The sequence below is a fragment of the Catellatospora methionotrophica genome, from assembly GCF_011297335.1.
GTDB lineage: Bacteria > Actinomycetota > Actinomycetes > Mycobacteriales > Micromonosporaceae > Catellatospora > Catellatospora methionotrophica.
In genome coordinates this window covers 42,259-67,213 of sequence record NZ_JAAOTJ010000007.1, presented here as the reverse complement: position 1 = coordinate 67,213, position 24,955 = coordinate 42,259, and the positions used below count along the sequence as shown (strand labels likewise).

Below are 24,955 nucleotides of genomic sequence, written 5' to 3'. Positions count from 1 at the left end.
ACATGAGAACCGATCCGCTAGCCGAACTGTCCGCAGCCGGGGTCTCCGTCTGGCTCGACGACCTCTCACGGGAACTACTCGAACGCGGCGACCTGGAAAAACTGGTCGCCGACCAGCACGTCGTCGGGGTCACGACCAACCCGACGATCTTCGCATCCGCCCTCGCGAAGGGCGAACGCTACGACGCGCAGCTGCGTGAACTCGCCGATCAGGGCGCCAGCCCCGACGAGGCCGTCTTCGCGATCACCACCGCCGACGTGCGGGAGGGATGCCGGCTGCTACGTCCTGTCCACGACGCCACCGACGGCGTCGACGGCCGGGTGTCCATCGAGGTCGATCCCCGGTTGGCCCGCGACACCCAGGCCACGATCGCCCAGGCACGGAACCTGTGGGACACCGTCGACGAGGGCAACCTGCTGGTCAAGATCCCTGCCACCCAGGAGGGCCTGGCGGCGATCACCACCGTGATCGCCGAAGGGATCAGCGTCAATGTGACCCTCATCTTCTCCCTGGACCGCTACCGCGCCGTGATCGACGCCTACCTCACCGGCCTGGAACAGGCGCATCAAACCGGCCTGGACCTCGGCCGCATCCACTCTGTGGCGTCGTTCTTCGTCTCCCGAGTCGACACCGAGATAGACCGCCGCCTCGACGCCGTGGGCACCGAGCAAGCCCGCAACCTCAAGGGCCGGGCCGCGATCGCCAACGCGCGGCTGGCGTACCAGATCCATGAGGAGGTCCTCGCCAGCGCTCGCTGGCAGCGGCTCGCCGCGGCCGGCGCGCGCCCGCAGCGGCCGCTGTGGGCTTCGACCGGTGTCAAGGACCCGGCATACCCCGACACCATGTATGTCAGCGAACTCGTCGCACCGGGCACCGTCAACACCATGCCCGGCGCGACCCTGGCCGCGTTCGCCGACCACGGCACCGTGACCGCCACCACCATGGACACCACCTACGACGCCGCCCGCACCCTGCTCGACGCCATCGAAGGCGCGGGCATCAGCTATGACGACGTGACCCGGACCCTGGAAGCCGAAGGGCTCGCCAAGTTCGACAAGAGCTGGAACGAGCTGGGCGCGACAGTGGCGCAGCAGCTCAACGCCGTGGCAGCGCGCTGACACGGCCGCGCCACAACTGCCAAACGCATCTAAGCTGGCCTCTCGGATTTCTCCGAAAGGCCAGCTTAGGCTGAGTGCGCCGCCAGGGACTTGAACCCCGAACCCGCGGATTAAGAGTCCGCTGCTCTGCCAATTGAGCTAGCGGCGCTCGTTGGCAACGGAGAGAACCTTAGCATGACGATCCGGGGGATCTCCAATCGGTTAACGGACTCGCGGTCCGCCGTCACAAACCTCCACGAACTACCCGCCAGAACACCGCAAACCACCAACAAACGCACCTCGCTGAGCCTCCGCGGAACCGACCACGCAGCGTCACGAACCCACCGTTGTGACCACCCTCACGCGAAGATCATCGCGCGCCACGCCGGTATCCCGAGAATCCGTCGGAACCGCCCACACGCCCCAGGCACCTGCGGCAATATGTGAACCGGTACATATCGGCAGTAACAGGCAGGTGGGCGTCATGAGTGCATTCCGCAGGTTCGGCCTCGCCGCGGCAACGGCCGCGATCCTCGTACCGCTCACCTCCTGCGACACGGGCGAGCCCGTCCAGCGCGCCGCACCGCAGCCCGCGCCGCCCGCGCAGACGCTGGAGCTCACCCCGGCCGCCGAGCAGAAGGACCTGCCGGTCAGCGCCGAGATAGGCATCACGGTCGCCAACGCGTCCGTGCGCACGGTGGCGATGGCCGACGCGAAGGGGCGCCTGATCCCGGGGCGGCTGCGTCCGGGCGGGGCGAGCTGGGTGCCGGACAGGCCGCTGGACTACAAGGGCCGCTACTCGGTGACCGTGACGGCGACCGACGGGCGGCGGGCGATCACGAAGTCGACCTCTTTCAGCACGATGGCGGAGCCGCAGCGGCAGGTCGGCACGGGCATGTACCTGTTCGACGACTACACGTACGGCGTGGCGATGCCGGTGGTGGTGGAGTTCTCCGAGCAGATCCCGGAGTCGGCGCGGGCGCAGGTGGAGTCGCGGCTGTTCGTGACGACGACACCGGCGCAGCCGGGGGTGTGGCACTGGATGAGCGGGCGGCAGGTGACCTACCGGGCGCCGGAGTACTGGAAGCCGGGCACCGTGCTCAGCGTCCGGGCGGCGCTGAAGGGCGTGCCGATGGGCGGGGGCCGGTTCGGTGACGACGACCGGAAGGCGACCGCGAAGATCGCGGACGAGAAGCTGGAGCTGGTCGTCAAGAACTCGAACAAGCACATCGAGGTCTTCCGGGACGGCAAGAAGGTCAAGTCGATGCCGGTGAGCCTGGGCAAGGCGAGCACGCCGTCGTCCTCGGGCACCATGGTGATCATGGACAAGCAGGAGTCCACCATCTTCGACACCACCGGCGAGCCGGGCGACCAGTACCGGGTGGCGATCCAGTACGCGCAGCGGCTCACCTGGGGCGGGGAGTTCATCCACTCGGCCCCGTGGAGCGTCGGCGACCAGGGCAACCGCAACGTGTCGCACGGCTGCCTGAACGTCTCCCACGGCAACGCGGTGTGGCTGTTCCAGAACACGCACGTCGGCGACCCGGTGACGGTCAAGGGCACCGGGGTGAAGCTCGAACCCGGCAACGGCTTCACCGCCTGGGACATGAGCTGGAAGGAGTTCATCAAGGGCAGCGCGCTGCCGGTCCCGGAGGACCTGCGCGAGCCGAACAAGTCGGCGGTCTCGCCCTCGCCGTCCCCGAGCGCCAGCGCCTCGCCGGTCGCGCCGTCCCCCTCGGGGACGGTCAACTAGTCCGATTTATGATCGAGTGCGCGGGTGCCGAGCCTCACTGGGTGCAACTGCCGGACCGGTATGGGCGTCTAGTGAGGCAGTATGGAAAGGCGCTTCGCGCATACACCCCTCGATCTTGGTGAGGAGCCTATGCCCACCCCCGATCTCCCGACCCCCATGTCCATGACCCGGCGGCGCGCACTGACCGCGCTCGGCCTGGCCGGCGCGGGTGTCGCCGGTGTGGCCGGCCTGGCTGCCTGCTCGGGCGACAAGTCCCCGGTCTGGAACGGCGCGAACGGTGACGACGGCGGCGACAAGCCGGCCGAGACGCCGCCGAAGGCGACCGTGTCGATCACCGGCCCGGCGGCCGACGCCAAGGACGTGCCGGCCAGCGCGGAGATCGTGTTCGCCGCGACCGAGGCCGTGGACACCACGGTCTCGCTGAAGGACGCCGCAGGCGCCGAGGTGAAGGGTGCCATGCACCCCGACGGCAAGGGCTGGCTGCCGGAGAAGTCGCTGGCCTTCGGCACGGCGTACACCGCGACGGTGACCTCGACCGGCGACGACGGCAAGGCCGTCACCGCGACGAGCACGTTCACCACCATGGCCAAGCCGACCAAGCTGGTCGGCATCAGCAGCTTCCTGGCCGACAACGCCGTCGTCGGCGTCGGCATGGTGCTGATCTTCCGGACCAGCCGGGACATCGCCAAGGCCGACCGGGCCGCGGTCCAGCGTCGCCTGATGGTGGCGACCGAGCCGTTCCAGGAGGGCATCTGGACCTGGTACACGGCCCGCGAGCTGCACTGGCGGCCGAAGGAGTTCTGGCAGCCCGGCACGAAGATCGACGTCAGCGTGCGGGCCGGCGGCCTGCCGATGGGCGGCGGCTACTACGGCCGCCGCGACTCGACCCTGGTCTGCAAGGTCGGGTCGGACCTGCGGCTGGTCGTCGACGACAAGACCCACAAGATGTCGGTGTACAAGGATGGCAAGGTCATCAAGACGATCCCGGTCAGCCTGGGCCGTCCGACCATGCCGTCGTCGAGCGGCACGATGATCATCATGGAGAAGAAGCGGAACACCGTCTTCGACACCATGGACGCCCCGAACCCGGCCAACCGCTACCGCACGCCCGTGGAGTACGCCCAGCGCATGACCTGGGGCGGCGAGTTCATCCACGCCGCGCCGTGGTCGACGCAGCACCAGGGGCGGCGCAACGTGTCGCACGGCTGCGTGAACGTGTCCATGGCCAACGCGGCATGGCTGTTCACGAACACGCTGATCGGCACGCCGATCACGACCAAGGCCACGCCCCGCAGGCTGGAGTACGGCAACGGCTGGACCGACTGGGACAAGACCTGGGAGCAGTACGTGAAGGGCAGCGCCATTCCGTACGTCGCCCCGGCCGAGCCCACCCCGGACCCGTCGGCGTCGCCGTCCACCGGCCCGTCGGGCACCCCGTCACCCTCGGTCTCGGGCACGCCCAGCGCCTGACGTAACAGCTCAGGGCCGCGACTCCATTGGGGGTCGCGGCCCTCACACGTGGTACGGGCAGCGAAAAGCCCCGGCAGGATCTCCTGCCGGGGCTTTTTCGATGGGGTGATCGACGGGACTTGAACCCGCGACCCCCGGGACCACAACCCGGTGCTCTACCAGCTGAGCTACGACCACCATCGCACGCCGCTAGCCTTGCAGCCGCGGCGACTGACCAATGATAGCCATACCCCCTGGCATCACGTCGAGCGGGTATCGCTGTGTCTCCCGCTACTCAGGGAAGCAGCATCGTCGCGGCGATGCGCTTGGCCTCGTCGACGTCCGGGCCGGGCTGCGGCACGAAGATCGCCTCGCGGTAGTAGCGCAGCTCGCGGATGCTCTCCCGGATGTCGGCCAGGGCCCGGTGGGCGAGCCCCTTCTCGGGCTGGCCGAAGTACACCCGCGGATACCAGCGGCGGCACAGCTCCTTCACCGACGACACGTCGATCATGCGGTAGTGCAGGTGCGTGTCGAGGCGGGGCATGTCCCGGACGATGAAGCCGCGGTCGGTCGCGATCGAGTTGCCGCACAGCGGCGCGGTGCGCGGCTCGGTGACGTACTTGGTGACGTACTCCAGCACCATGTCCTCGGCCTGCTCGACGGTGACCGCCGAACGGCGCACCTCTTCGGTCAGGCCCGATTTCGCATGCATCTGCTTCACCACGTCGACCATGCCGTCGAGCGCGGCGTCGTCGGTGTGGATCACGACGTCCACCCCGTCGCCCAGCACGTTCAGGTCGGCATCGGTGACCAGGGCCGCGACCTCGATCAACGCGTCGCTGCCCAGGTTCAGGCCGGTCATCTCACAGTCGATCCATACCAGATGGTCGGCGCTTCGCAGATCTCCCACCGGCACAGCGTACGCCGTATGGGCGCACTGTCAGTGCCGCCATACGGCCGCCGGGGGCGTGCCCCGGTACTCGGCGTGGCGGATAGGGTGGCGACCATGTCCCAGGTCCGCACCCGTGGCCCGCTCGTGCGGGTGCTCACCGTGCTCGCCGTGCTCGCGCTGGCCGCCGTGGCCTTCTGGCGGCTGCGGGTCGAGCACGACTTCTTCGACCTGAAGATCTACATGTCCGCGGTGAACTGGTGGGGCGACGGGCACGACCTGTACGACTACGCCCAGCCCGACCGCGTGCAGGGCGCGCTGTACTTCACGTACCCGCCGTTCGCGGCGCTGCTGCTGTTCCCGTTCGGCCTGCTGCCGCTGGGGGTGACCCAGGCGCTGTTCACGCTGGGCACGGTCGCCGCCGTGGTGGTCACCACGTACTGGCTGGTCGCGCCGCTGGCCCGGCGGCAGGGCTGGCCGGCCTGGTATGCCGTCGCCATCGCCGCGCCGCTGGTGCTGGTCATCGAGCCGCTGCGCGAGACGATCACGTTCGGCCAGATCAACATGCTGCTGATCGTACTGATCATGTTGGATCTGCTGGTGCTCGGGCCGCGCGGCTCGAAGTGGACCGGTGTCGGCATCGGCGTGGCCACCGCGCTCAAGCTGATCCCCGGCCTGTTCATCGTGTACCTGCTGGTCACCCGGCAGTGGCGGGCGGCGTTCACGGCGATGGGCGCGGCCGCGGGCGTGACCCTGCTGGCCGCCGCGATCGCGCCGCGGGCCTCGTGGGACTTCTGGACCTCGGAACTGTGGAACACCGACCGGGTGGGGCGGCTGGACTACACCGGCAACCAGTCGCTGCAGGGCCTGCTGGCCCGGCTGGTCGCGCCGGAGCAGCCCGCGAAGTGGCTGTGGCTGCTGCTGGCACTGGCGGCGCTCGGGTTCGGCATGTGGCGGGCGGCGCGGGCGGGCCTGGCCGGGGACGCGGTGACCGGGCTGGCGCTGACCGGGCTGGTATCGGGGCTGATCAGCCCGATCACCTGGCCGCACCACCTGTACTGGTTCGTGCCCGCGATCGTCACCCTGCTCGCCGCGGCGCAGTGCGCCCGCGACGGCCGCCGCTGGGGCTGGCTCGCCTTCGCCGCCGGGACGTACGCCGTCTGCGTGGTCGGCGTGCTCTCGGTGGTGGACTGGGGCGTGGCCGCCGCGCCCACCGACACCGTGGGACTCTTCCTGGCCCGCAACGCCTACGTCCTGCTGAGCCTGGTGCTGCTGGTCTTCCTACCGATCAACCGCTCCAGGGATTATCCCACATCAAGGGCTATTTAGACAGTCTTGTCCGTTCTGACGGATTTGCCGTAATGTGAACGGCAGGGACAACGTCTCCCCCGGGACAGGTCCCCAGTGGTGACACCGTTCCCCCGGTGAGAGCGGCCCGTACGCCGGTACGTGCGGGCCGCTCGACCATGTCAGGCGTGCTGGCGTGAGCGGTCCAGCCGCAGTTCGCAGCCCGGACGGGGCAGCCACTCCCGCACGAACTCCTCGGTGAGCACCTCCCGGACCGGCGCGGTCGCGGGCCGCGTGCCCCGCGGCGGCGGCCACGGCAGCGCGGGCGCGGCCCCGGCCCGCACCGCGGCGGCGGGCGCGGTAACGGCGGGCACGGCCTGGTGCGGCACGGTGTCTTCGAGCAGGGCGGTCGAGCGGGCCGCAGGCTCGGCGGCGAGCTGCTCGCGAGTCGCGACAGGGGAGGCGGTGGGGCCCGTATAGGGGGCGCCGGCCCAGGGGACGGTCATCGGCGGGCGTACACCCGGCTCGGGGTCCAGCGGCGCGGGTACGCCGCGATCGGGGTCCTGCGGCGGGCGTACGCCCGGCTCGGGGTCCTGGGGCGCACGCTGCTCGGGCGGGGCCGCCACGGTGACCACCTCGGTGGTCCCGGACAGCACGGGCCGGGTGCCGGTCGACAGCAGCGCGGTCAGCGCGCCGTCCTCGGTGGCGTCGGTGGCGTCGGCGGCCTGTTCCCGCAGCCGGGTGGGCCAGGACAGCGTCACGAACGCCAGGATCAGCAGCACCATGCCGAGGATGAGCAGGCCCCACGAGGCCGTCCCGAGCCAGCTCGCGCCGAGCGCCACGTCCAGGGTCGCCGCGTCCGAGGGCAGCGCCGGTTCGGCCCCGGCCGCGGTGTCCCGCAGCACCACCACCAGGGCCAGGTGCTGTCCCCGGTCGAGCTGCGGGTTCCAGGACAGCGAGCCGAGGCCCTGCCGCATCCAGAAGCCCTGCGCCAGCGGGTCGGTCGGCTCCCGGCCGGGCGCGTCCATCCGGTTGGTCCGCAGCACGACCGGCCCCGGCCCGACCGTGGTCTGCGCGACCTCGGTGTACCGGATGCCCGCCAGGTAGGCGGCGACCTCGTCGGGCGCGGCGACGCCGATGAAGGCGGGCGTGTTGGCCGAGCTGGCCGACAGCCGCACGGTCGTCGCGCCGATCCGGGCGTACGGCACGTCGCGCTGCAGCAGCGCGTCGAGGTCGGGCACGACCAGCACCCGGTTCGGGTCCTTGGGCGGCGCGATCTTCGCGTGGAACGCCCCGTCGGGGCTGTCGTGGCCGGCGATCCAGGCCGCGCCGCCGCCCGCGGCCAGCGCGGGCACCGCCGCGAGCAGGGCCAGCAGGCCGACGAGAACACGAACAACGCGCATCGGGGGTTCCTCCCAGGGCACGCCTGCTCCGGTGGCGAGGCTCCGCGCGCCGCACGATCGGGGCGCGCTTCTCCCGGGACAACGCGGCCGGGCACCCGGCAGATGCGGGTGCCCGGCCGATGACGACCATGCGGATGACTAGCGCACGGGCTCCTTGCGGGTACGCGCCAGCGCCACGCCCGCCAGGATCAGCGCCAGCACCCCGGCGACCAGACCGGCCACGCCGAGCCAGTCCGAGCCGCCGCTCTTGGCGTCGCCGAGGGCGAGGGTGTTGTCCGTGGCCGGGGTCGCCTCCGCGCCCGCACCCGCAGGCAGCAGCGTCAGCACCGGGGCCGGGCTCTCCGGCTCGGCGCCGTCGCCGGCGGGCGGGTCGATCCAGCGGACCACCGCGCCGTCGGAGTAGGTCTGCAGCGTCTTGAACACCATCTTGTCGACCTTGGGCAGCGGGCCCATCGACACCGGGAACTCCTGGAACTGGCCCGGCTTGACCGCCGCGTCAGCCGAGGTCGCGGTCCAGGTCAGGGTGGAGACGACCTCGCTGACCGGGCTGCCGTGCACCTCGATCGGGGTGGCCAGCTTGCGCTTGGCGACGGCGACCGTCCAGCCCGGCACCGGCATCGTGGTGACCGAGGCGACCGGGGCGTCCTCCGGCAGGTACACCTCGATCTTGGTGGTGTTCGTGTCGTCGGACTCGTTCGGCACCCGGAACGCCACGCGGGCGTAGCCGCCCTGCACGGCCTGGTTCGGGTTGACCGTGACGTGGGCCGACGCGGGCACGGCGACGGCCAGCAGGCCGAGCACCGTCGCCGCGACCACACCGAAGCGGCGCGTCATCTTCATGCCAGGAAACCTTTCGTACGGCTCGCTCGGAGCGCTATGAGATCGGCACCGTCGCGGTGACCGAATCCTGGTCGATCTCGGAGAGGCGAAGGGTGAAACGCAGCTGCCAGTCCCCCGGCGTGGGCAGGGTCACCTGCCCGCTGGCGTGGTTGTCGGTGAGTTTGAGCAGCGGGAACGTGATCGGCTCGAGGCCCGCCGACGGCAGCGCCGCGGTGGCCTTCCACTCGACGACCGGCAGCGGCGAGCCGTCGGCCTTGTACGCGTACAGGTGCACCCCGTTGTCGCCGAGCTTGGCCGGGTCGACCTCGACCTGCAGCGTGTACAACGAGCTGGTCAGCGTCGAGGAGTAGATGACCGGCTGGGCGGGCAGCTGCGCGGTCTCCTGCGCGGTGCGGGCCGGGGTGGTCTGCGTGAGCGCCCCGGTCACCGCCAGCACCACGGCCGCGATGGCCAGTTCGGTGGTGACGAACCGGCGCAGCGGGCGCGGGTTGTCGGCGGCCCCGTTGTTGGTCCACCGCCGCGCGAAGAACGCCGCGACCAGGATCAGCCCGACCAGCACCACCTTGACGATCATGAGCTGGCCGTACGTCGTGTCGACCAGCGCCGACGGCGTGCCGATCTGGATCAGGCCGGACACCACCCCGGCCAGCAGCACGGTCGACACGGCCAGCGCCGCCCAGCGCGACCAGATCGGCAGGATCGCGCCCAGTTCGCGGTTGTCGGCCCGGCGCAGCAGGAACAGCACGAGCATGAGCAGGCCGCCCAGCCATACCGCCGCCCCGGCCAGGTGCAGCGCGTCGACGACGACCGACACCGCGGGCACCGGCGAGGCGGCCGGGTGCCCGGCCAGCGGCCAGGTCAGCGCGGCCGCGGCGGCGACCGCGAGCAGCAGCACCCGGTCGACGACGCCGTCGCGCCCGGCCAGCAGCGGGCGCACCAGGATCGCGGCCACCGCCAGCAGCGCCAGTCGCATCAGCAGCGCGATGCCGTACTGGCTGCCCAGCACGTCGCCGAGATCGCTGCCGGTGGCCCCGAACAGGCTGCCGCCGGTCGAGTACGGGGCCTGCAGGTACAGGCCCGCCAGGGTGGCGAACGCGACGGTGCCGAACCCGGCCCACATGACCCGGCGCGGCCCGCGCTGGCTGAGCCGGGCCGGCCACAGCAGCGTCAGCACCAGCACCGGCCCCACGAGCATGACCAGCCCGGCGTATCCGATGACTTTGGCGACCGCGATCAGGTTGCGGATCGTGGTGTCGACCTTCTCGTCGGGCACGGCCGTCGGCGTGGCCGAGGGCGCGCCGACCGAGAACGTGAACCCGCCCGGGATCGGGTGGCTGTCGGCGGAGATGACCCGGTAGCTGACCAGGTAGGTGCCCTTGGGCGCGTCCTCGCGTACCTGGATCTTGACCACGTTGCCGTCGACCGTGGGCTTGCCCCGGTCGGCCCGCTGGCCGTCCGGCCCTACGATCCGGATCTTGTCGGCGACCGGCGACACCGGCTCGCTGAACGTCAGCGCCACCTCCCGGGGCGCCTCGGGCACCACCGATCCGGCGGGCGGGCTGGTGCGCAGCAGCGCGGCGTGCGCGTACGCGGGCGAGGCCGGCAGCAGCGTCAGCGCCAGGAACGCCACCACCGCCAGCAGCCCGCGCACCTTCGCCCGGCCGCGTCGCGCCGCCTCGGCCGCACCGCGCCCGCCGCCACCGCGCGCACCGTCCATGATCGTCGGACCTGCCTGGCATACGTGCGTATCTTGACCACTCATTCGCACACCTGCCGGGCAAGTCGAGTGATCGAGGGGGGTCATCTGGGTCACGGGGCGACCGTAGCCGGGCGGGCGGTTTCGCGCGAGACGGTGGCGGTGCGGCTGAGCGCCCACAGCAGCGCGGCCTGCACGAGGGCCGCGACGTGGCCGATCTCGTGGGCCAGCGCGGTCGCGCCCTCGGCGACGTCGAATGCGCTCGTCATGATGAGGCAGGCCGCGAGCACGAACGCGACCGGCACGAACGCGCGGGCCCGTTCCGGCCGCCACGCGGCCAGCGCGAACCCGACGGCCAGCGCGATGTCGAACGAGGCCGCCTCCCGTCCGGTGTGCAGGTCACCCCCACCCGCGAACAGCGCGGGCAGTGCCAGCAGCACCTGCACCACGGCGGTGGCGCCGAGCGCGACCCGCAGGATCTGCCGGCGGCCCTCGGCCTGCCGCCGGGCGGCCCGCACCGTGGCGGTCCGCTCGGCCGCGACCGCGGCGAGGATCGGGGCCGTCAGGTCGGGCACCGCGACCGCCCGCACCCGCACCGCGCGGGTGAGCTGCTCGGCCGCGCGTGACCAGGAGCGGCAGTCCGGGCACCCGGCCAGGTGCGTGTCGAGCGCGTCCGGCGCGAGTCCGGCCTGCGCGGCCCACGTGGCGGCCTCGCCGTCCAGCCGCGCGGACAGCCCCACGCGCACCTCGTCGCAGTTCGTCATGGGCGGGTAGTCGCCCGATGACCCCGTTCAGTTCCCGCCGGTGTCCCAGGACACGCGTGCCGTCACCGCCCGGGGTGAGCCTGGCAGGCGGTTAGGCTTGCTCCCCGTGCCCCCCGTGCCACGCGACGACACGCTCCCGGTCGACCCGGCCACCGAATGGGCCCTGGCCGCCCGCACGGGGGACCCTGTCGCGCAGGCCGCGTTCGTGCGGGCCACCCAGGCCGAGGTGTGGCGGTTCGTCGCCGCGCTGGTCGACCCCGGCACCGCCGACGACCTGACCCAGGAGACGTTCCTGCGGGCGTTCCGGGCGCTGCCCGCGTTCGAGGGGCGCTCGACGGTGCGCACCTGGCTGCTCGGCATCGCCCGGCGCACCTGCGCCGACCATCTGCGTACGGTGGTAAGGCAGCGCCGGCTGGGCGTACGCCTGGCCGCACAGGTGCTGACGAGCGGGCCGCACCCGGACCCGGCCGGCCAGGTCGGGGCGGCGCTGCTGCTGGACCGGCTGGCGCCGGAGCGCCGGGAGGCGTTCGTGCTGACCCAGCTGCTGGGGTTGTCGTACGAGCACGCGGCGGCGGTGCAGGAGGTGCCGGTCGGCACGATCCGTTCCCGGGTCGCGCGCGCCCGCGCCGAACTGGTAGACGGCGTCGTTAGCGCCTTAGCCGCCTGAGGCGGCCGTACGCGGGGGCGAAGGAGGAACACGATGGACGAGCGCACCGGCTGGCACAGGGCACAGCCGTGGGTGAGCCTGCTGGTCAGGCTCGGTCTGGCCGGGGTCTTCCTGGTCGCGGGCGGGCTCAAGGTCACCGACCTGGCCGCCAACGGCCGCGCCGTGAACGCGTACCAGATCATGTCGTACGACGCCGCCATGGTCGTCGGCGCGATCCAGCCCTTCGTGGAGATCGCCGTCGGCCTGCTGCTGCTGATCGGCCTGGCCACCCGCCTGGCCGCGTGGCTGTCGGCGGGCATGATGGTCGCCTTCATCGCGGGCATCAGCTCCGCCTGGGCCCGGGGCCTGAACATCGACTGCGGCTGCTTCAGCAAGGGCGGCCAGCTGCCGCCCGGGGTGACGCCCAACTATCTTCCGGAGATCTTCCGGGATGTGGCCTTCCTCGCGATGGCCATCTTTTTGATCATCTACCCGGTCAGCCGTTTCTCCCTCGACGCACGACTGGATCGACCGTTCTCCGCCGAGCCGGCGGAAGACGACGTGCTGGAGGAAGACAGTGACGAATCGACCGACCACACCGCGCAGCGCCGCGGGCGGGCCTGACCACCCGGCGGTGACCGCATGAGCAGTCGAAAGGACCAGAACGCGGCGGCCCGGATGGTCCGGGACCAGATCGCCAAGGAGCAGCGTCGCAAGCGCACCATGTGGATCTCCATCGCGGCGGTGTCCGCGCTGGTCATCGCCGGCCTGATCGGCTGGGGCATCTACGCGGGCGCCAAGACGACCGAGTTCACCGCGCCGAAGGGCGCCAACACTGCCGGCAACGGCATCACCAACGGCAGCGGACCGGTCGTCGTCGACGAGTACGTCGACTTCCTCTGCCCGCACTGCAAGACCTTCCACGACGAGGCCGCCGCCTCGATCGACCAGCTCGCCGCCGACGGCAAGATCACGCTGATCACGCACCCGGTGGCCTACCTCGACGGCGCGTCCACCAACCGGTACTCGACCCGCGCGTCGGCCGCCTCGGGCTGCGCCGCCGAGTACGGCAAGTTCACCGCGTTCGCCGACGTCCTGTTCGCCAACCAGCCCGCCGAGGGCGGGGCCGGACCCACCGACGACGACCTGATCGCGCTCGGCCGGCAGGCAGGACTCGGCGACGACTTCGCCCAGTGCGTACGCGACAAGCGCTTCGTCAACTGGGCCGGGCACGTCAGCGAGGAGGCCGGCCGGGCCGGGGTCACCGGCACCCCGACCGTCCTGGTCAACGGCAAGCCCACCCAGGCGAGCGCGGCGACCATCGCCGCCGCGGTGGCCGCGGCCGCCGGGGCCACCCCATCGGCGAGCACCAGCTGACCTGAGCAGGAGCAGATGACACCCCTCATGGCACGGCGGGTGGGCGCGGTCCTCGGGACCGCGCTCACCCTGCTGTTCACCCTCGCCTCCCCGGCCGCCGCGCACGGGGCCGACGCCCCGGACGCCACCAACTACCGCACCGCGATCACCGCCACCCCCGACCTGCCCGGCCTCGAAGTGATCACGATCGAGGCGGGGGCACGGCTCCAGCTGACCAACCACAGCGGCCGACCGGTCGAGGTCCTGGGCTACAACAACGAGCCCTACCTGGAGGTACGCCCCGACGGGGTGTACGAGAACATCCACTCCCCCGCCACGTACCTCAACATCACGATCGCGCACGTCGACCCGCCCGCCCACGCCGACCCGACGGTCGCCCCCGAGTGGCGCAAGGTCAGCGACGAGCCCGTCTACCGCTGGCACGACCAGCGCGCCATCTGGACCGACCCGGTCGAGCCGCCCGCCGTCGCCGCCGCGCCCGGCCAGCCGCACCGCATCCGCGAGTGGACCGTGCCGATGCGCACCGAGGTGACCCCGCTGCAGGTCACCGGCACGTTGGACTGGGTGCCCCCGCCCAGCTCGACCGCCTGGTGGGCCGCCACCGTCGCCGGAGCCCTCGCCATCGCCCTGCTCGGCCTGGTACGCGGCCGCCCCCGCCCGATCACCGTCGCCCTGTCCGCCGCCACGATCGCCGCGGGCGTGCTCGCCCTCGCCTACGCCGTAGCGCGCGAGATCGACGCGGGCAACCACACGGTCGGCCCGATCCTGCTCGAACTGTTCACCGTCCAGCTCTGGCCACTGGTCAGCGCCCTGGCCGCGATAGCCGCCGGGGCGTACTCGCTGTCCCGCCGCGCGGCCGGGGACTTCGCGCTGGCGCTCGGCGCGGCCGCGGTCGGCCTGTTCGCGGGCATGGTCAACGCGGCCGTCTTCCACCGCTCCATCGCCCCGGTCCCCTGGGGCGACACCCCCGCCCGCCTCACCGTCGCCACCATCATCGCCCTCGGCGTAGGCGTCGCCGCCGCCGGCATGCTCCGCCTCCGCGGCACCACCTCCGGCACCCCCACCGAACCCCTGGCCACCCCGGACTCCCCCGCGAACGCCGCCACCACCCCCAGCCCCACCCCGAACAACCCCACCCCCTCCACCTGACCCCACCCCGCCCGGCCGAACGGCCAACCCCGACCTTCATAGACGCTGGCCTATCACATCGAAAATATGCAGATCAAACTCGACGTAATAGGCCAGCGTCTATGAAAAACGGGTGCGGGTGCGGCGGACCCGGCTGCGGCGGGGCCCGACGTCGTCAGGGCACCGGGACGGCGAAGCCGTAGGGGAGTTCCAGGCGGTGGCGGGCCAGCAGGTCGGCGTCGGACAGCAGGTCGCGGGTCGGGCCGTCGGCCACGATGCGACCCGCGTCCAGGATCACCGAGCGCGGGCACAGCTGCATCGCGTACGGCAGGTCGTGGGTGACCATCAGCAGCGTCACGTCCAGCCCGAGCACGATCTCGGCCAGTTCCCGCCGCGCCTGCGGATCCAGGTTGGACGACGGCTCGTCCATGACCAGCAGGTCGGGCCGCATCGCCAGCACCGTCGCGACGGCGACCCGGCGGCGCTGCCCCAGCGACAGGTGGTGCGGGGCACGATCCTTGACCTCGCCCATCCCGACCGCCGCCAGCGCCTCGTCGACCCGCGCGGCCAGCTCGGCCCCGCGCAGGCCCAGGTTCGCCGGGCCGAACGCGACGTCCTCGGCGACCGTGGGCAGGAACAGCTGGTCGTCGGGGTCCTGGAAGACCAGGCCGACCCGGCGGCGGATCTCCGCCAGGCCGGGCCGGTCCCTCGGGTCGACGGTGCGGTCGCCGACCGACACCGTGCCCGACGCGCCGGTCAGGCCGGACGCGGGCAGGATGCCGTTGAGGTGCAGCACCAGCGTGGTCTTGCCCGCGCCGTTCGGGCCGAGCAGGGCGACCCGCTCGCCGGGCTCGATGCGCAGGCTGACGCCGTGCAGCGCCTGGTGGCCGTCGGGGTACGCGTAGCGCACGTCGTCGAGCAGCAGTGCGGTCATACCAGCAACCTATCCGTCAGCAGGACCACGACGGCGAGCGCGGGCACCGCGGCCCCGACCGCCCACTGCCCGGCGGTGGCCACGGTGCCCTCGTGCAGGGCCGCGGGCAGCCGCCCGGTGTAGCCGCGCGAGCGCATGGCCAGGAAGACGCGCTCGCCGCGCTCGAAGGCGCGCAGGAACAGGGTGCCGAGCCCGGACGCGAAGCCGCGCACCTGCCACAGGAAGCGCGGGTCGTCCAGCCGGGACAGCCGGGCGATGCGCATCCGCCGGGCCTCGTCGGCGAGCACGTCGAGGTAGCGGAGCATGAACAGGGCGATCTGGGTGATCGCCTGCGGGCAGCGCAGCCGGTCCAGGCCGACCAGCACGTCGCGGGCCGGGGTGGTGCCGGACAGCAGCAGCGCGATGAGCACACCGAGCGTGCCCTTGACCAGGATGTTCCACCCGGCCCAGAGACCTTCGACGGCCACCGAGAGCCCGAGCACGTCGGTGCGGGGACCGGCCGCGAAGAACGGCAGCAGCACGGCGGTCGCCACGAACGGCAGCTCGATCAGGCTGCGCCGGGCCAGCCACCCGACCGGGATCCGGGCCAGCACCGCGAGCACCGCGATGATCACGGCGTACGCCCCGAAGGCGGGCAGCAGCTCGCGCGGCGTCGCCACCACCACGATCGTGAACAGCACCGATGCGGCGATCTTGACCTCGGGGGCGAGGTGGTGCACGGGCGAGTGCCCGTGCACGTACATCGGATGGGTGTGCCCGGCGCCCACGGCTACTTCTCCGCGGAGACGGCGACCGGGACCTGCTCGGGCGCGGCGGCGGCGCGGCGGCGGCGCACCGTCCAGAAGATCGCCAGCCCGATCGCGAAGGTCAGCGCGACGCCGATGAGCCCGGCCAGGCCGGTGGCGTTGTCGATGCCCTTGATGCCGTAGTCGGCCAGGAACGAGCCGCCGAGTTCGTGGTCGGCCGCGCGCTGCGCGATGCAGCTGCCGCCGGTGATCGCCCCGTCGGCGTCGACCGTGCAGCCCTCCAGCGTCGTCGCGTCCAGACCGTCCGGCGAACCGGACGCGAGGTAGCTCGCACCACCGGCGAGCACCGCGGCGACGGCCAGCCCGCCGAGCACGAAGACCTTCGTGGGTACGCCGCCCGTGGCGGGCCGGTCCAGGCGGGCTCCCCGCAGCGCGTACACCAGATCGGGTCGGACCTTCGCCACGGTGGTGACGGTGACGGCCGCGATCAGGCCCTCACCGATGCCGATCAGCGCGTGCACCCCGGCCATGGTCGCCGAGATCTGCCCGTAGCCGATGGTCAGCGGCACCTCGCCGCCGAGCACGAACTGCAGCACGAAGCCCTGCGACGCCAGCACCACCGACGCGATCGAGGCGAGGAAGACGGCGAAGCCGACGCCCGCGGCGGTCCGCGGCAGCAGCTTGAGCAGGCCGACCAGCACCAGGTAGCCGACGGCGGTGCCGAGCAGCGCCATGTTGGAGATGTTGAGGCCCAGCGCGCTGATGCCGCCGTCGGCGAAGACCAGCGCCTGCACGATCAGGACCACGGACACGCACAGCGCGCCGACCCAGGGCCCGACCAGCGCGGCGGCCAGCGCGCCGCCGAGCAGGTGCCCGCTGACGCCCGGCAGCACGGGGAAGTTGAGCATCTGCACCGCGAAGATGAACGCGGCGACCAGTCCGGCCATGGGCGCGAGCCGGTCGTTGAGGTCCTGGCGCGCCCGGCCGAGGCACAGGACGAGCAGCCCGACGGCCACCACACCGTAGGCGAGCGAGACGGGCCCGCCGATGATGCCGTTGGAGATGTGCATCGCGATATTCACTCAGCCAGCCTAGGGTTGTTGCAAAAGACTTGCAATAAGCTGCGTCGGTCACGCCCTCACCAGCGGCGTCCGGCGGCACGGATAGGGTGGCCGGTGTGACGGAGAACGTACGACTCGCGCCCGGCGACGCCGCCCCCGACTTCAGCCTGCCGACCGCCGACGGCGGCACGCTCAGCCTGTCCGACCTGCGCGGCAAGAAGGTCGTCCTGTACGCCTACCCGGCCGCGATGACCCCCGGCTGCACCACCCAGGCCTGCGACTTCCGCGACTCGCTCGCCTCGCTGACCGCCAAGGGATACGCCGTGGTCGGCATCTCCCCCGACGCCCCCGCGAAGCTGGCGAAGTTCGTCGAGCGCGACGCGATCACGTTCCCGCTCGTCAGCGACCCCGACAAGTCCGTGCTGACCAGCTACGGCGCGTTCGGCGAGAAGAAGAACTACGGCAAGGTCGTGCAGGGCGTCATCCGGTCCACCTTCGTCATCGACGAGAAGGGCCTCATCGAGCACGCCTTCTACAACGTCAAGGCCACCGGCCACGTAGCCAAACTCCGCCGGGATCTCAAGATCGACTGAAATCGCCTAGCCTGCATCACGATCGTCGGCGAGGATGAGCGAGAATACGGCGGGCAGTTGATGCCCCCTGGGGCCGTAGCCCAACGGCAGAGGCACGCGGTTTAGGTCCGCGCCAGTGCGGGTTCGAATCCCGCCGGCCCTACTCATCCGTCAGCTCAGCCCGAGCACCCGCAGGTGCTCGGCGGCGACGCGTTTCGGGACGCACATGCGCCAGGCGTCGATGACCAGTTCGCGCATCTCCTCGGCGTCCAGCGCCGCCAGGCGGGCCTGCACCCAGTGGAAGCGCAGGTCGGACGTACGCGGCAGGAAGAACTTGTCCGGCTCGGCGGCCACCAGCGCGTCGCGGGCCTCCTTCGGATAACCGAAGCCCAGCTCGGTCTCGTCGGCGGATAACGCGGCGAACACGATGCTGCCGACCCGGAACTTGATCCGGTCACGGACCAGCACCTCGTACGCCCTCGGCAGCGCCACCGCCACCTGCCGCACCTGCTCGACCGTGACCATTCGCACGCTCCCCCGTTTCAGCCTGTACGCGCGCCCTGCCGCCAGTCTGCTCCGCACCGGCGACATTCCCGCGCGCGTCTGCGCAGAAGACACCGTGTCTATTGACATATTTAACGGTGTTCCGAAAGGCTCGGTGCGCGAGTCCTTCGACACCCTGGAGGGGCAGTGAGGAAACTACGAGTCGTGGCGGTGTGCCTCGGCATGATCGGCGCCATCGCGCTGGTCGTACCGGCCAGCGCTAAACCGGTCGGCGACAGCGATCGGGCCAGGAACCCGCTCGACGTGTACGTGGGAGAACTGGATCAGAAGCAGCTCGACGCGCTGCGCAAGACCGGCATCGACAGCGAGGAGCTGCGGACCGCGCCGCTCGCGGGCGGCAAGGTGAAGGTCGAGGTCGTGCTCTCCGAGGTGGAGGCGTCCCGGCTGGCCGGGCGCGGTGTGCCGCTGTCGGTGAAGATGATCCGGGGCCAGAAGGCGTCCGACGCGCTGCGCAAGCAGGCCCTGGCGGGCAACACCGTGTACCGGTCGTACAGCGAGCCGGGCGGTATCCGCGAGGAGCTGGAGAAGATCGCGAAGGACAACCCGTCGATCACCAAGCTGCTCACCATCGGGCACACCGTGCAGGGCAAGCCGATCAGGGGCATCAAGCTGTCCCTGGGCGCGCGCTGGCTGCCCGACGGGACCAAGCCGTCGGTGGTCTACGGCGCCGCCCAGCACGCCCGCGAGTGGATCACTCCGGAGATGGTGCGCCGCCTGCTGCACCACTACCTCGACGGATACGGCAGCAATGCCGAGCTGACCAACCTCATCAAGACGCGTGAGCTGTACTTCTTCCCGGTGGTGAACCCGGACGGCTACGACTTCACGTTCACCGAGGGCAACCGGTTGTGGCGCAAGAACCTGCGCGACAACAACGGTGACGGGCAGATCACGGCCGGCGACGGCGTCGACCCGAACCGCAACTACGCGTTCAAGTGGGGCTACGACAACGAGGGGTCCTCGCCGGACCCGTCCAACGAGACCTACCGGGGCAGCGGGCCGAACTCGGAGCCGGAGAGCAAGGCGCTCGACTCGTTCTTCAAGCGGGTCCGCCCCGACTTCTACATCAACTACCACTCGGCCGCCGAGCTGCTGCTCTACGGCACGGGCTGGCAGGTGAGCACGCCGACGCCGGACGACACCATCTACCAGGCGCTGGCCGGTGACGACGCGAACCCGGCGGTGCCCGGTTACGACCCGGACATCTCAGCGGAGCTGTACACGACCAACGGCGACGTCGACTCGCACATGCAGGCCAGGTACGGCACGCTCGGCTTCACTCCCGAGATGACGACCTGCGAGACGGTGTCGAACTCCATTCCGGACGACGAGTGGCTGGCCGAGGACTGCGCCAGCGGCTTCAACTTCCCGGACGACGAGGACCTGATCCAGGCGGAGTTCGTCAAGAACATCCCGTTCGCCCTGTCGCTGGCCAAGTCGGCGGCGCGGCCGGACGACCCGGTGTCCGCGCTGGGCCACGTCACCCCGCACTTCGTGACCGACGCCTTCGACGTGTCGTACGGCCGCAGCCAGGCCGTCGCCGCGACGATCCGCCGCTCGCTGAAGAACGTCAAGGTGAACTGGAAGATCAACGGTGGCGCGACGAAGTCCGGCTCCGTCAAGGAGTGGAAGGGCGGCGAGCGCTACGGCGACGAGAACGACGACTTCTACGCCGAGTTCCGCGGCACGGTGACCGGACAGAAGCCCGGTGACCAGGTCGAGGTGTGGTTCAGCGGATTCTCTGTGACGCCGGGCCGCACCGGCGCGGTGACCAGCGACCACTTCACCTACCGGGTGAACGCCGACATCGGCGGCAAGGTGCTGATCCTGGCCGCGGAGGACGTCACCGGCGTCAGCCCGGCGCAGGGCGTCACCACGGCCAAGTACGCCGCGGACTACGCCGCGTCGCTGAGCGCGGCGGGCTACTCCAGCGACGTGTACGACTTCGACGCGCAGGGCCGCAAGGCGCCGCACCACCTGGGCGTGCTGTCGCACTACAAGGCGATCGTCTGGGAGACCGGCGACGACGTCATCCTGCGGTCGACGGGACAGCCCGGCGGCACCGCCGCGAAGGCCGCGCTCGACATCGAGCTGTCGGTGCGCGACTACCTGAACGAGGGCGGCAAGCTGCTGCTCACGGGCCAGAACGCGCTGTTCGCGCAGTCGGCGGACGGGTCGTACTTCTACCACCCGGACGCTCCGGCGCAGCCGGAGTGCACCGTGCGGGAGTACCCGTGCCTGCCGCTGCTGAACGACTTCATGCAGTACTACCTCGGCGCGTACAACTACGTCAGCGACGGCGGCACCGACCCGGACGGCGCGCCGTACGGGGTCGGCGGCGGCGCGGGCGCGTTCAGCGGCTTCTCGGGCACGCTCAACGCGGCCGGCTCGGCGGGCAACCAGACGCACAGCGCGTCGTTCCTGACCACGTCGAGCTTCCTGCCCCCGGCACAGTTCCCGCAGTTCGCCAGCTCCGCCCCGGCGGACTGGCTGCGCCCGGGAGCGGCGCCGTTCGACCCGCGCACCGGTGACTGGTACGTCTACAGCGACCGGGCGGACACCTCCTACAAGCGGCTCACCCGCACCGTGGACCTGACCGGGAAGACGTCGGGCGAGCTGCGGTTCTGGTCGTCGTACGACACCGAGCCGAACTGGGACTTCATGTTCGTGGAGGCCCACGTCGTCGGCTCGGACAGCTGGACCACGCTGCCGGACACCACCGGGCACAGCACCCAGGTGACCGGTGACAGCTGCGCGAGCGGCTGGTCCGACCTGCACCCGTTCATCGCGCACTACCAGGGCGCGGACTGCTCGCCGACGGGTACGACGGGCGCGTGGCACGCGCTGACCGGCCCCTCCGGGGGCTGGACGGAGCTGGCCTACGACCTGACCCCGTACGCGGGCCAGCAGGTCGAGCTGTCGATCTCCTACGCCTCCGACTGGGGCGGCCAGGGGCTCGGCGTCTTCCTCGACGACGTGGCGGTCAGCGCCGACGGCGCGCCGGTCGCCACGACCTCGTTCGAGGACGGCTTGGGCGGGTTCACCGTCGCCGCCCCGCCGGACGGCTCAGGGGCCGGCAGCAACACCTGGGCCCGCAGCCAGCAGGCGTTCGAGGAGGGTTCGATCGTGGTCACCCGGGACACGGTCTTCACCGGCTTCGGCGCCGAGGGCCTGACCCCCGCGCAGCGCGACGACCTCGTGAAGCGCTCACTGAAACACCTGCTCGGGTACTGACCTGAGTGAAGAAGGGCACCTTCCCCCACGCGTAGCGATGGGAAGGTGCCCTTCTTTCGTACCGGGCGCGGGTTCGTAGGATTGGATCATGCGGTTTGAGGTGGATCCGGAGCTGACCGGCGAGCTGTGTGAGCAGATCGTCGCGATGTGGGCCGACGTGTCGAACGCGGGCGGGTCGGTCGGCTTCGTCGGGCAGGTGACCAGGGCGGACATCGAGCCGGTGGCCGAGGACACGTTCGCGGGGATCGCGGCCGGGATCGACCGGCTGCTGGTCGGGTACGACGAGGACGGCGCGGTCGTGGCCATGCTGATCCTGCGCAGCCAGCGCTTCCACCTGTCGGCGCACTGGCGCACCCTGGGCCGGGTCATGGTGCACCCCCGGCGGCAGGGGCGCGGCGAGGGCGCGGCGCTGATGCGCGAGGGTGAGCGCATCGGGCGGGAGATGGGCCTGGAAGGGCTGCACATCACCGTGCGCGGCGGCGAGGGCCTGGAGCGGTTCTACACGCCGCTCGGATACCGGGAGGTCGGGCGGCTGCCGGGGGCGCTGCGGGTGGCCCCCGGCGATGACCGCGACGAGGTCCGGATGTGGCTCGACCTAGGCTGAGGCACCTCTCCACCGGGTCGCCGACCGCGATCTCACCGGCTCAGCCGAGCGTGAACCGGTCCAGCACCTCCACCGGGGTCGCCGACCGCGACCTCACCGCTCAGCCGAGCGTGAACCGGTCCAGCACCTCGACCGGGTCGCCGACGGCGAGCTCGCCGACCGTGTCGGGGATCAGGTTGACGCCGAACAGCAGTTGCTGGCCGACGTTGCGGTGGCGGGCCAGGGTGCGCAGCGGTTCGCGGCCGCGCTCGGCGGTCTCCTGGTCGGTGGTGGTGACCACGCACCGGCCGCAGGCCTTGGCGGCTCGGAACAGCAGGCCGCCGATACGCAGGCGGTGGCCGAGCCAGTCGTCCTCGGCGAACGCCGCCGCGCCGTCGACCACGACGTTGGGCCGGAACCGGGCCATCGGCAGCGGGCCCTCCAGGGAGCCGGACTCGGCGATCCAGTCGTTGAGCCGGTCCAGCGAGCTGGTGCTGGCCAGCAGCAGCGGGAAGCCGTCGGCGAAGCCAACCCGGTCGGCTGGCAGCGCGTAGTCCGGGTCGACCGGGCGGCGGCTCGCCGGGTCGTCCATCCAGACCAGCCGCACGTCCCGGTCCAGCTCCTTGCTGAGCAGCGCGTCGGCCTCGGGACCGGCCGCGGTGGCGGCCATCGTGACGCGTCCCCAGAGCGTGGAGGTCACCGCCGGGTCGGGGAACGGCTGGGCGACCAGCAGCGGCGCCGAGCCGGGGAAGGACAGCTCCAGCCCGGCGTCGACCGGCACCGCGCGCAGCAGCGCCAGCCGGGCGACGTCGCGCTGCGTCACCTGCGCGCCGTCCGCGTCGATGATCATCCAGCGGCGGTCGCCGGCCAGGCCCCAGGGCTCGACGGCCGCCCGCTCGTGGTCGATCCGGCGGCAGCCCTTCACGGGGTAGCTGTGCAGCGCACTCACTCGCATGGACGCGACGTTATCAGCGGCGCGTCACCGGATGGGCCCGTGCTGTCAGCACAGCGTCACTCTGCGCGCGGCCGTGCAGCGTCCGGCGGACGCTCAGCCCTGCGGCGCGAACGGGCTCCGCGACCGCGTGTGGCGGGTCAGCGGTCCGGCCGGGTCAGCGCCAGGCCGCGCCGATGCCGTCGCCGGGATACCAGTGCTCCTTGGGCTGCTCGCGGAAGGCCAGGAAGCGGCGGCCGGTCTTCTCGGCGTGCTTGAGCAGCACCGTGGTGATGGTGACGTTGTCGGTCAGCAGCAGTGCCCGCTCGGACAGGTGCGGCTCGACCGCGGCGAACTCGCGCTGCTCGTGTCCGGCGCTGTGGTCGCTGTCGTGCAGGAACATGTCCACGGGGCGGTCCAGGGCGTTCAGCGTGGCGATCGAGTCGCCGATGACCAGGTCCACCACCCCGGCCCAGGGCTCGGCCCTGGCCAGGTAGCCCGCCTCGGGATTGATGTCCAGCGAGGTGACCCGGCCCGGGTGGCCCTCGGCCGCGTTGCGCAGCAGCGCCGCGGCCAGCACGCAGGTGCCCAGTCCCTTGTCCACGCCGGTCTCCACCACGTGCCCCGGCTTGCGGGCGCGGACCAGGGCATACCAGCCGACCCGGCGGGCGTAGCGGACCTGCTTGTCGGCCAGGCCCCGGCGGGCGGAGCGGGCCGTGGTCTGCTCGATGTGCGTACGCAGCACGTCGTCGGCGTCGATCTCCGCCATCCAGCCGCGTACGTCGGCGACCGGGGCCTCGGCGACCAGGCTGACGAACCAGGCCAGATGCTCGCGGTTGAGCGGGGTCAGGTCGTAGGTGTAGTTGTGGTGTTCGCGGGAGGTCACCAGCCAGCGCGCGGACTGCCGGATGACCTTCGCGTCGTGCCTGGCCACCCGGGCGAGCCGCTTCGGCAGCGCGGCCAGCGGGGCCAGCGCGGTGCGCGACACGGCACGCCTGATCCGGGTCTTGCGGTCGGGCATGGGACGCACCTTCCACGGCGAACATGAATCCGTGTGCGAGTTCTATCATGTCCGACCGCCCCCGGGACAGACCCGAGATTGTCACTGAATGAAAGTTTGCATACAGTGTCGATGTGAATGTGGTGCCAACAACCGAAGCGGCCACCGGCGCGACCGCTGGGGTGCGAACCCTCGTGCAGGGGGCCCGGCTTACGCCGACCCAGCGGCGCATCGCCCGCGAGCTCGTGCACCACGCCGACACCGTCGCCTACCTGTCCGCCGCCGAGGTCGCCGAGCTGGCACAGGTCAGCCAGCCGTCGGTGACCCGGTTCGCGATGGCGCTGGGCTTCGACGGCTACCCGGCGCTGCGCCGCCGCCTGCGCGAGCTGACCACCGGGCCGCGCCCCGCCGCCGCCCCGGACGGCGACAACGACCTGCAGCGTGCCGTACGCGGTGAGATGGCCAACCTGACCCGGCTCGCCGACCACCTCGCCGACCCGGCCGCCGTGCACGCCGCCGCGGGCCTGCTGGCCGCCAGCCGCCCGCTGCCGGTGCTCGGCCTGCGCGCCGCCGCCCCGCTCGCGGGCTACTTCGGCTACTTCGCCGCGAAGATCCACCCCGAGGTGCGGGTGCTGGACACCGGCGGCAGCCTGCTCGCCGAACGGCTCGAACAGGCCGTCGACTCCGGCGCGCGGGCCGTGCTGGCGTACGCGCTGCCGCGATACCCCCGGGAGTTGCGCGACGCCCTCAGCGAGGCCCGCGGCCTGGGCCTGAAGGTCGTCGTGGTGACCGACTCGCCGGTCAGCCCCGCCGCCGACCTCGCCGACGTGACGCTCACCGCCGCGGTCGGCTCCCAGCTCGTGTTCGACCTGCACACCGCGCCCATGGTGCTGACCATGGTGCTGCTGCAGGCCATCAGCGACGTCGACCCGGCGGCCACCCAGCGCCGGCTCGAACACTTCGAGAGCTCGGCCACCCGCCGCAGCGTCTTCACCGAATAG

General features: G+C 71.6%; 23 protein-coding genes, 3 tRNA genes and 1 pseudogene. 13 read left to right on the top strand and 14 right to left on the bottom strand.

Features of this window, described 5'->3' with window-relative positions; translation table 11 throughout:
* Positions 1 to 2 precede the first annotated feature (2 nt).
* Positions 3 to 1,118 (top strand): transaldolase, encoded by a 1,116-nt coding sequence (gene tal, locus HAV40_RS18195; RefSeq protein WP_166382811.1) that lies wholly within the window; start codon positions 3 to 5, stop codon positions 1,116 to 1,118.
* Between the two features lie 75 nt (positions 1,119 to 1,193).
* On the opposite strand, the gene HAV40_RS18190 is transcribed toward tal, so the two are convergent.
* Positions 1,194 to 1,266, bottom strand: a tRNA-Lys gene (locus HAV40_RS18190).
* Between the two features lie 315 nt (positions 1,267 to 1,581).
* On the opposite strand from HAV40_RS18190, the gene HAV40_RS18185 reads away from it, so the two are divergent.
* Both HAV40_RS18185 and HAV40_RS18180 read left to right on the top strand, forming a co-directional pair.
* Complete coding sequence (locus HAV40_RS18185; protein WP_166382809.1) at positions 1,582 to 2,850, top strand: L,D-transpeptidase; 1,269 nt, start codon at positions 1,582 to 1,584, stop codon at positions 2,848 to 2,850.
* Positions 2,851 to 3,006: 156 nt separating this feature from the next.
* Entirely contained in the window at positions 3,007 to 4,320 is a 1,314-nt protein-coding gene (locus HAV40_RS18180) for a L,D-transpeptidase (RefSeq protein ID WP_409364943.1), read from the top strand.
* A gap of 101 nt (positions 4,321 to 4,421) precedes the next feature.
* On the opposite strand, the gene HAV40_RS18175 is transcribed toward HAV40_RS18180, so the two are convergent.
* Positions 4,422 to 4,497 (bottom strand) — tRNA-His (locus tag HAV40_RS18175).
* A gap of 97 nt (positions 4,498 to 4,594) precedes the next feature.
* Complete coding sequence (gene orn / locus HAV40_RS18170) at positions 4,595 to 5,200, bottom strand: oligoribonuclease (RefSeq protein ID WP_166383157.1); 606 nt, start codon at positions 5,198 to 5,200, stop codon at positions 4,595 to 4,597.
* A gap of 105 nt (positions 5,201 to 5,305) precedes the next feature.
* On the opposite strand from orn, the gene HAV40_RS18165 reads away from it, so the two are divergent.
* The gene (locus tag HAV40_RS18165; protein ID WP_166382805.1) at positions 5,306 to 6,517 is read left to right on the top strand and encodes a glycosyltransferase family 87 protein; all 1,212 of its coding nucleotides are present in this window, start codon (positions 5,306 to 5,308) and stop codon (positions 6,515 to 6,517) included.
* A gap of 140 nt (positions 6,518 to 6,657) precedes the next feature.
* On the opposite strand, the gene HAV40_RS18160 is transcribed toward HAV40_RS18165, so the two are convergent.
* The 4 genes from HAV40_RS18160 to HAV40_RS18145 form a co-directional block, all read right to left on the bottom strand.
* Positions 6,658 to 7,878 carry a hypothetical protein gene (locus tag HAV40_RS18160; protein WP_166382803.1) on the bottom strand — a complete coding sequence of 407 codons (1,221 nt, stop codon included), beginning with the start codon at positions 7,876 to 7,878 and terminating at the stop codon, positions 6,658 to 6,660.
* A 138-nt stretch (positions 7,879 to 8,016) separates the two neighbouring features.
* Positions 8,017 to 8,718, bottom strand: a complete 702-nt coding sequence (locus HAV40_RS18155; protein WP_166382801.1) for a YcnI family copper-binding membrane protein — start codon at positions 8,716 to 8,718, stop codon at positions 8,017 to 8,019.
* A gap of 34 nt (positions 8,719 to 8,752) precedes the next feature.
* Positions 8,753 to 10,435 (bottom strand): copper resistance CopC/CopD family protein, encoded by a 1,683-nt coding sequence (locus HAV40_RS18150; RefSeq protein ID WP_166382799.1) that lies wholly within the window; start codon positions 10,433 to 10,435, stop codon positions 8,753 to 8,755.
* A 92-nt stretch (positions 10,436 to 10,527) separates the two neighbouring features.
* A complete protein-coding gene (locus HAV40_RS18145; protein ID WP_166382797.1) occupies positions 10,528 to 11,178 on the bottom strand; it encodes a hypothetical protein in 651 nt (216 codons plus the stop codon).
* 106 nt (positions 11,179 to 11,284) lie between these two features.
* On the opposite strand from HAV40_RS18145, the gene HAV40_RS18140 reads away from it, so the two are divergent.
* Genes HAV40_RS18140 through HAV40_RS18125 form a run of 4 tightly spaced genes read left to right on the top strand, consistent with a single transcriptional unit; the run spans position 11,285 to position 14,350 of the window.
* Positions 11,285 to 11,845: a sigma factor gene (locus tag HAV40_RS18140; protein WP_239085976.1), complete on the top strand. Its 561-nt coding sequence runs from the start codon at positions 11,285 to 11,287 to the stop codon at positions 11,843 to 11,845.
* Positions 11,846 to 11,878: 33 nt separating this feature from the next.
* Positions 11,879 to 12,448 (top strand): DoxX family protein, encoded by a 570-nt coding sequence (locus HAV40_RS18135; RefSeq protein WP_166382793.1) that lies wholly within the window; start codon positions 11,879 to 11,881, stop codon positions 12,446 to 12,448.
* An 18-nt stretch (positions 12,449 to 12,466) separates the two neighbouring features.
* A complete protein-coding gene (locus HAV40_RS18130) occupies positions 12,467 to 13,201 on the top strand; it encodes a thioredoxin domain-containing protein (RefSeq protein ID WP_166382791.1) in 735 nt (244 codons plus the stop codon).
* Positions 13,202 to 13,216: 15 nt separating this feature from the next.
* Positions 13,217 to 14,350, top strand: a complete 1,134-nt coding sequence (locus tag HAV40_RS18125) for a hypothetical protein (protein ID WP_203671121.1) — start codon at positions 13,217 to 13,219, stop codon at positions 14,348 to 14,350.
* A gap of 154 nt (positions 14,351 to 14,504) precedes the next feature.
* Here the strand turns inward: HAV40_RS18125 and HAV40_RS18120 are convergent, their stop codons facing one another.
* From HAV40_RS18120 to HAV40_RS38480, 4 genes and pseudogenes are all read right to left on the bottom strand, one after another.
* Positions 14,505 to 15,263 carry an energy-coupling factor ABC transporter ATP-binding protein gene (locus HAV40_RS18120; protein WP_166382789.1) on the bottom strand — a complete coding sequence of 253 codons (759 nt, stop codon included), beginning with the start codon at positions 15,261 to 15,263 and terminating at the stop codon, positions 14,505 to 14,507.
* A complete protein-coding gene (cbiQ, locus tag HAV40_RS18115) occupies positions 15,260 to 16,030 on the bottom strand; it encodes a cobalt ECF transporter T component CbiQ (protein WP_166382787.1) in 771 nt (256 codons plus the stop codon). Before cbiQ ends, HAV40_RS18120 begins: the two co-directional genes overlap by 4 nt.
* Before the next feature lie 2 nt (positions 16,031 to 16,032).
* Positions 16,033 to 16,425: a PDGLE domain-containing protein gene (locus HAV40_RS38485; protein WP_409364942.1), complete on the bottom strand. Its 393-nt coding sequence runs from the start codon at positions 16,423 to 16,425 to the stop codon at positions 16,033 to 16,035.
* A pseudogene (locus tag HAV40_RS38480) lies at positions 16,402 to 17,079 on the bottom strand (energy-coupling factor ABC transporter permease); the annotation flags it as partial. The gene HAV40_RS38485 and the pseudogene HAV40_RS38480, both read right to left, overlap by 24 nt.
* A 107-nt stretch (positions 17,080 to 17,186) precedes the next feature.
* Between HAV40_RS38480 and bcp the strand changes: the two are divergent.
* A complete protein-coding gene (gene bcp / locus HAV40_RS18105) occupies positions 17,187 to 17,663 on the top strand; it encodes a thioredoxin-dependent thiol peroxidase (RefSeq protein WP_166382785.1) in 477 nt (158 codons plus the stop codon).
* A 69-nt stretch (positions 17,664 to 17,732) separates the two neighbouring features.
* Positions 17,733 to 17,805: transfer RNA gene (locus tag HAV40_RS18100), tRNA-Leu, on the top strand.
* Between the two features lie 8 nt (positions 17,806 to 17,813).
* On the opposite strand, the gene HAV40_RS18095 is transcribed toward HAV40_RS18100, so the two are convergent.
* Positions 17,814 to 18,167, bottom strand: a complete 354-nt coding sequence (locus HAV40_RS18095; RefSeq protein ID WP_166382783.1) for an MmcQ/YjbR family DNA-binding protein — start codon at positions 18,165 to 18,167, stop codon at positions 17,814 to 17,816.
* Between the two features lie 165 nt (positions 18,168 to 18,332).
* Between HAV40_RS18095 and HAV40_RS18090 the strand changes: the two genes are divergently transcribed.
* Both HAV40_RS18090 and HAV40_RS18085 read left to right on the top strand, forming a co-directional pair.
* Positions 18,333 to 21,440 (top strand): M14 family metallopeptidase, encoded by a 3,108-nt coding sequence (locus HAV40_RS18090; protein ID WP_166382781.1) that lies wholly within the window; start codon positions 18,333 to 18,335, stop codon positions 21,438 to 21,440.
* A gap of 88 nt (positions 21,441 to 21,528) precedes the next feature.
* Positions 21,529 to 22,044, top strand: coding sequence for a GNAT family N-acetyltransferase (locus tag HAV40_RS18085; protein ID WP_166382779.1), 516 nt, complete (start codon positions 21,529 to 21,531; stop codon positions 22,042 to 22,044).
* A 100-nt stretch (positions 22,045 to 22,144) separates the two neighbouring features.
* On the opposite strand, the gene HAV40_RS18080 is transcribed toward HAV40_RS18085, so the two are convergent.
* Both HAV40_RS18080 and HAV40_RS18075 read right to left on the bottom strand, forming a co-directional pair.
* Positions 22,145 to 22,978: an MOSC domain-containing protein gene (locus tag HAV40_RS18080; protein ID WP_166382777.1), complete on the bottom strand. Its 834-nt coding sequence runs from the start codon at positions 22,976 to 22,978 to the stop codon at positions 22,145 to 22,147.
* A 154-nt stretch (positions 22,979 to 23,132) separates the two neighbouring features.
* Positions 23,133 to 23,975 carry a class I SAM-dependent methyltransferase gene (locus HAV40_RS18075; RefSeq protein ID WP_166382775.1) on the bottom strand — a complete coding sequence of 281 codons (843 nt, stop codon included), beginning with the start codon at positions 23,973 to 23,975 and terminating at the stop codon, positions 23,133 to 23,135.
* Positions 23,976 to 24,097: 122 nt separating this feature from the next.
* On the opposite strand from HAV40_RS18075, the gene HAV40_RS18070 reads away from it, so the two are divergent.
* Positions 24,098 to 24,955, top strand: coding sequence for a MurR/RpiR family transcriptional regulator (locus tag HAV40_RS18070; protein ID WP_239085970.1), 858 nt, complete (start codon positions 24,098 to 24,100; stop codon positions 24,953 to 24,955).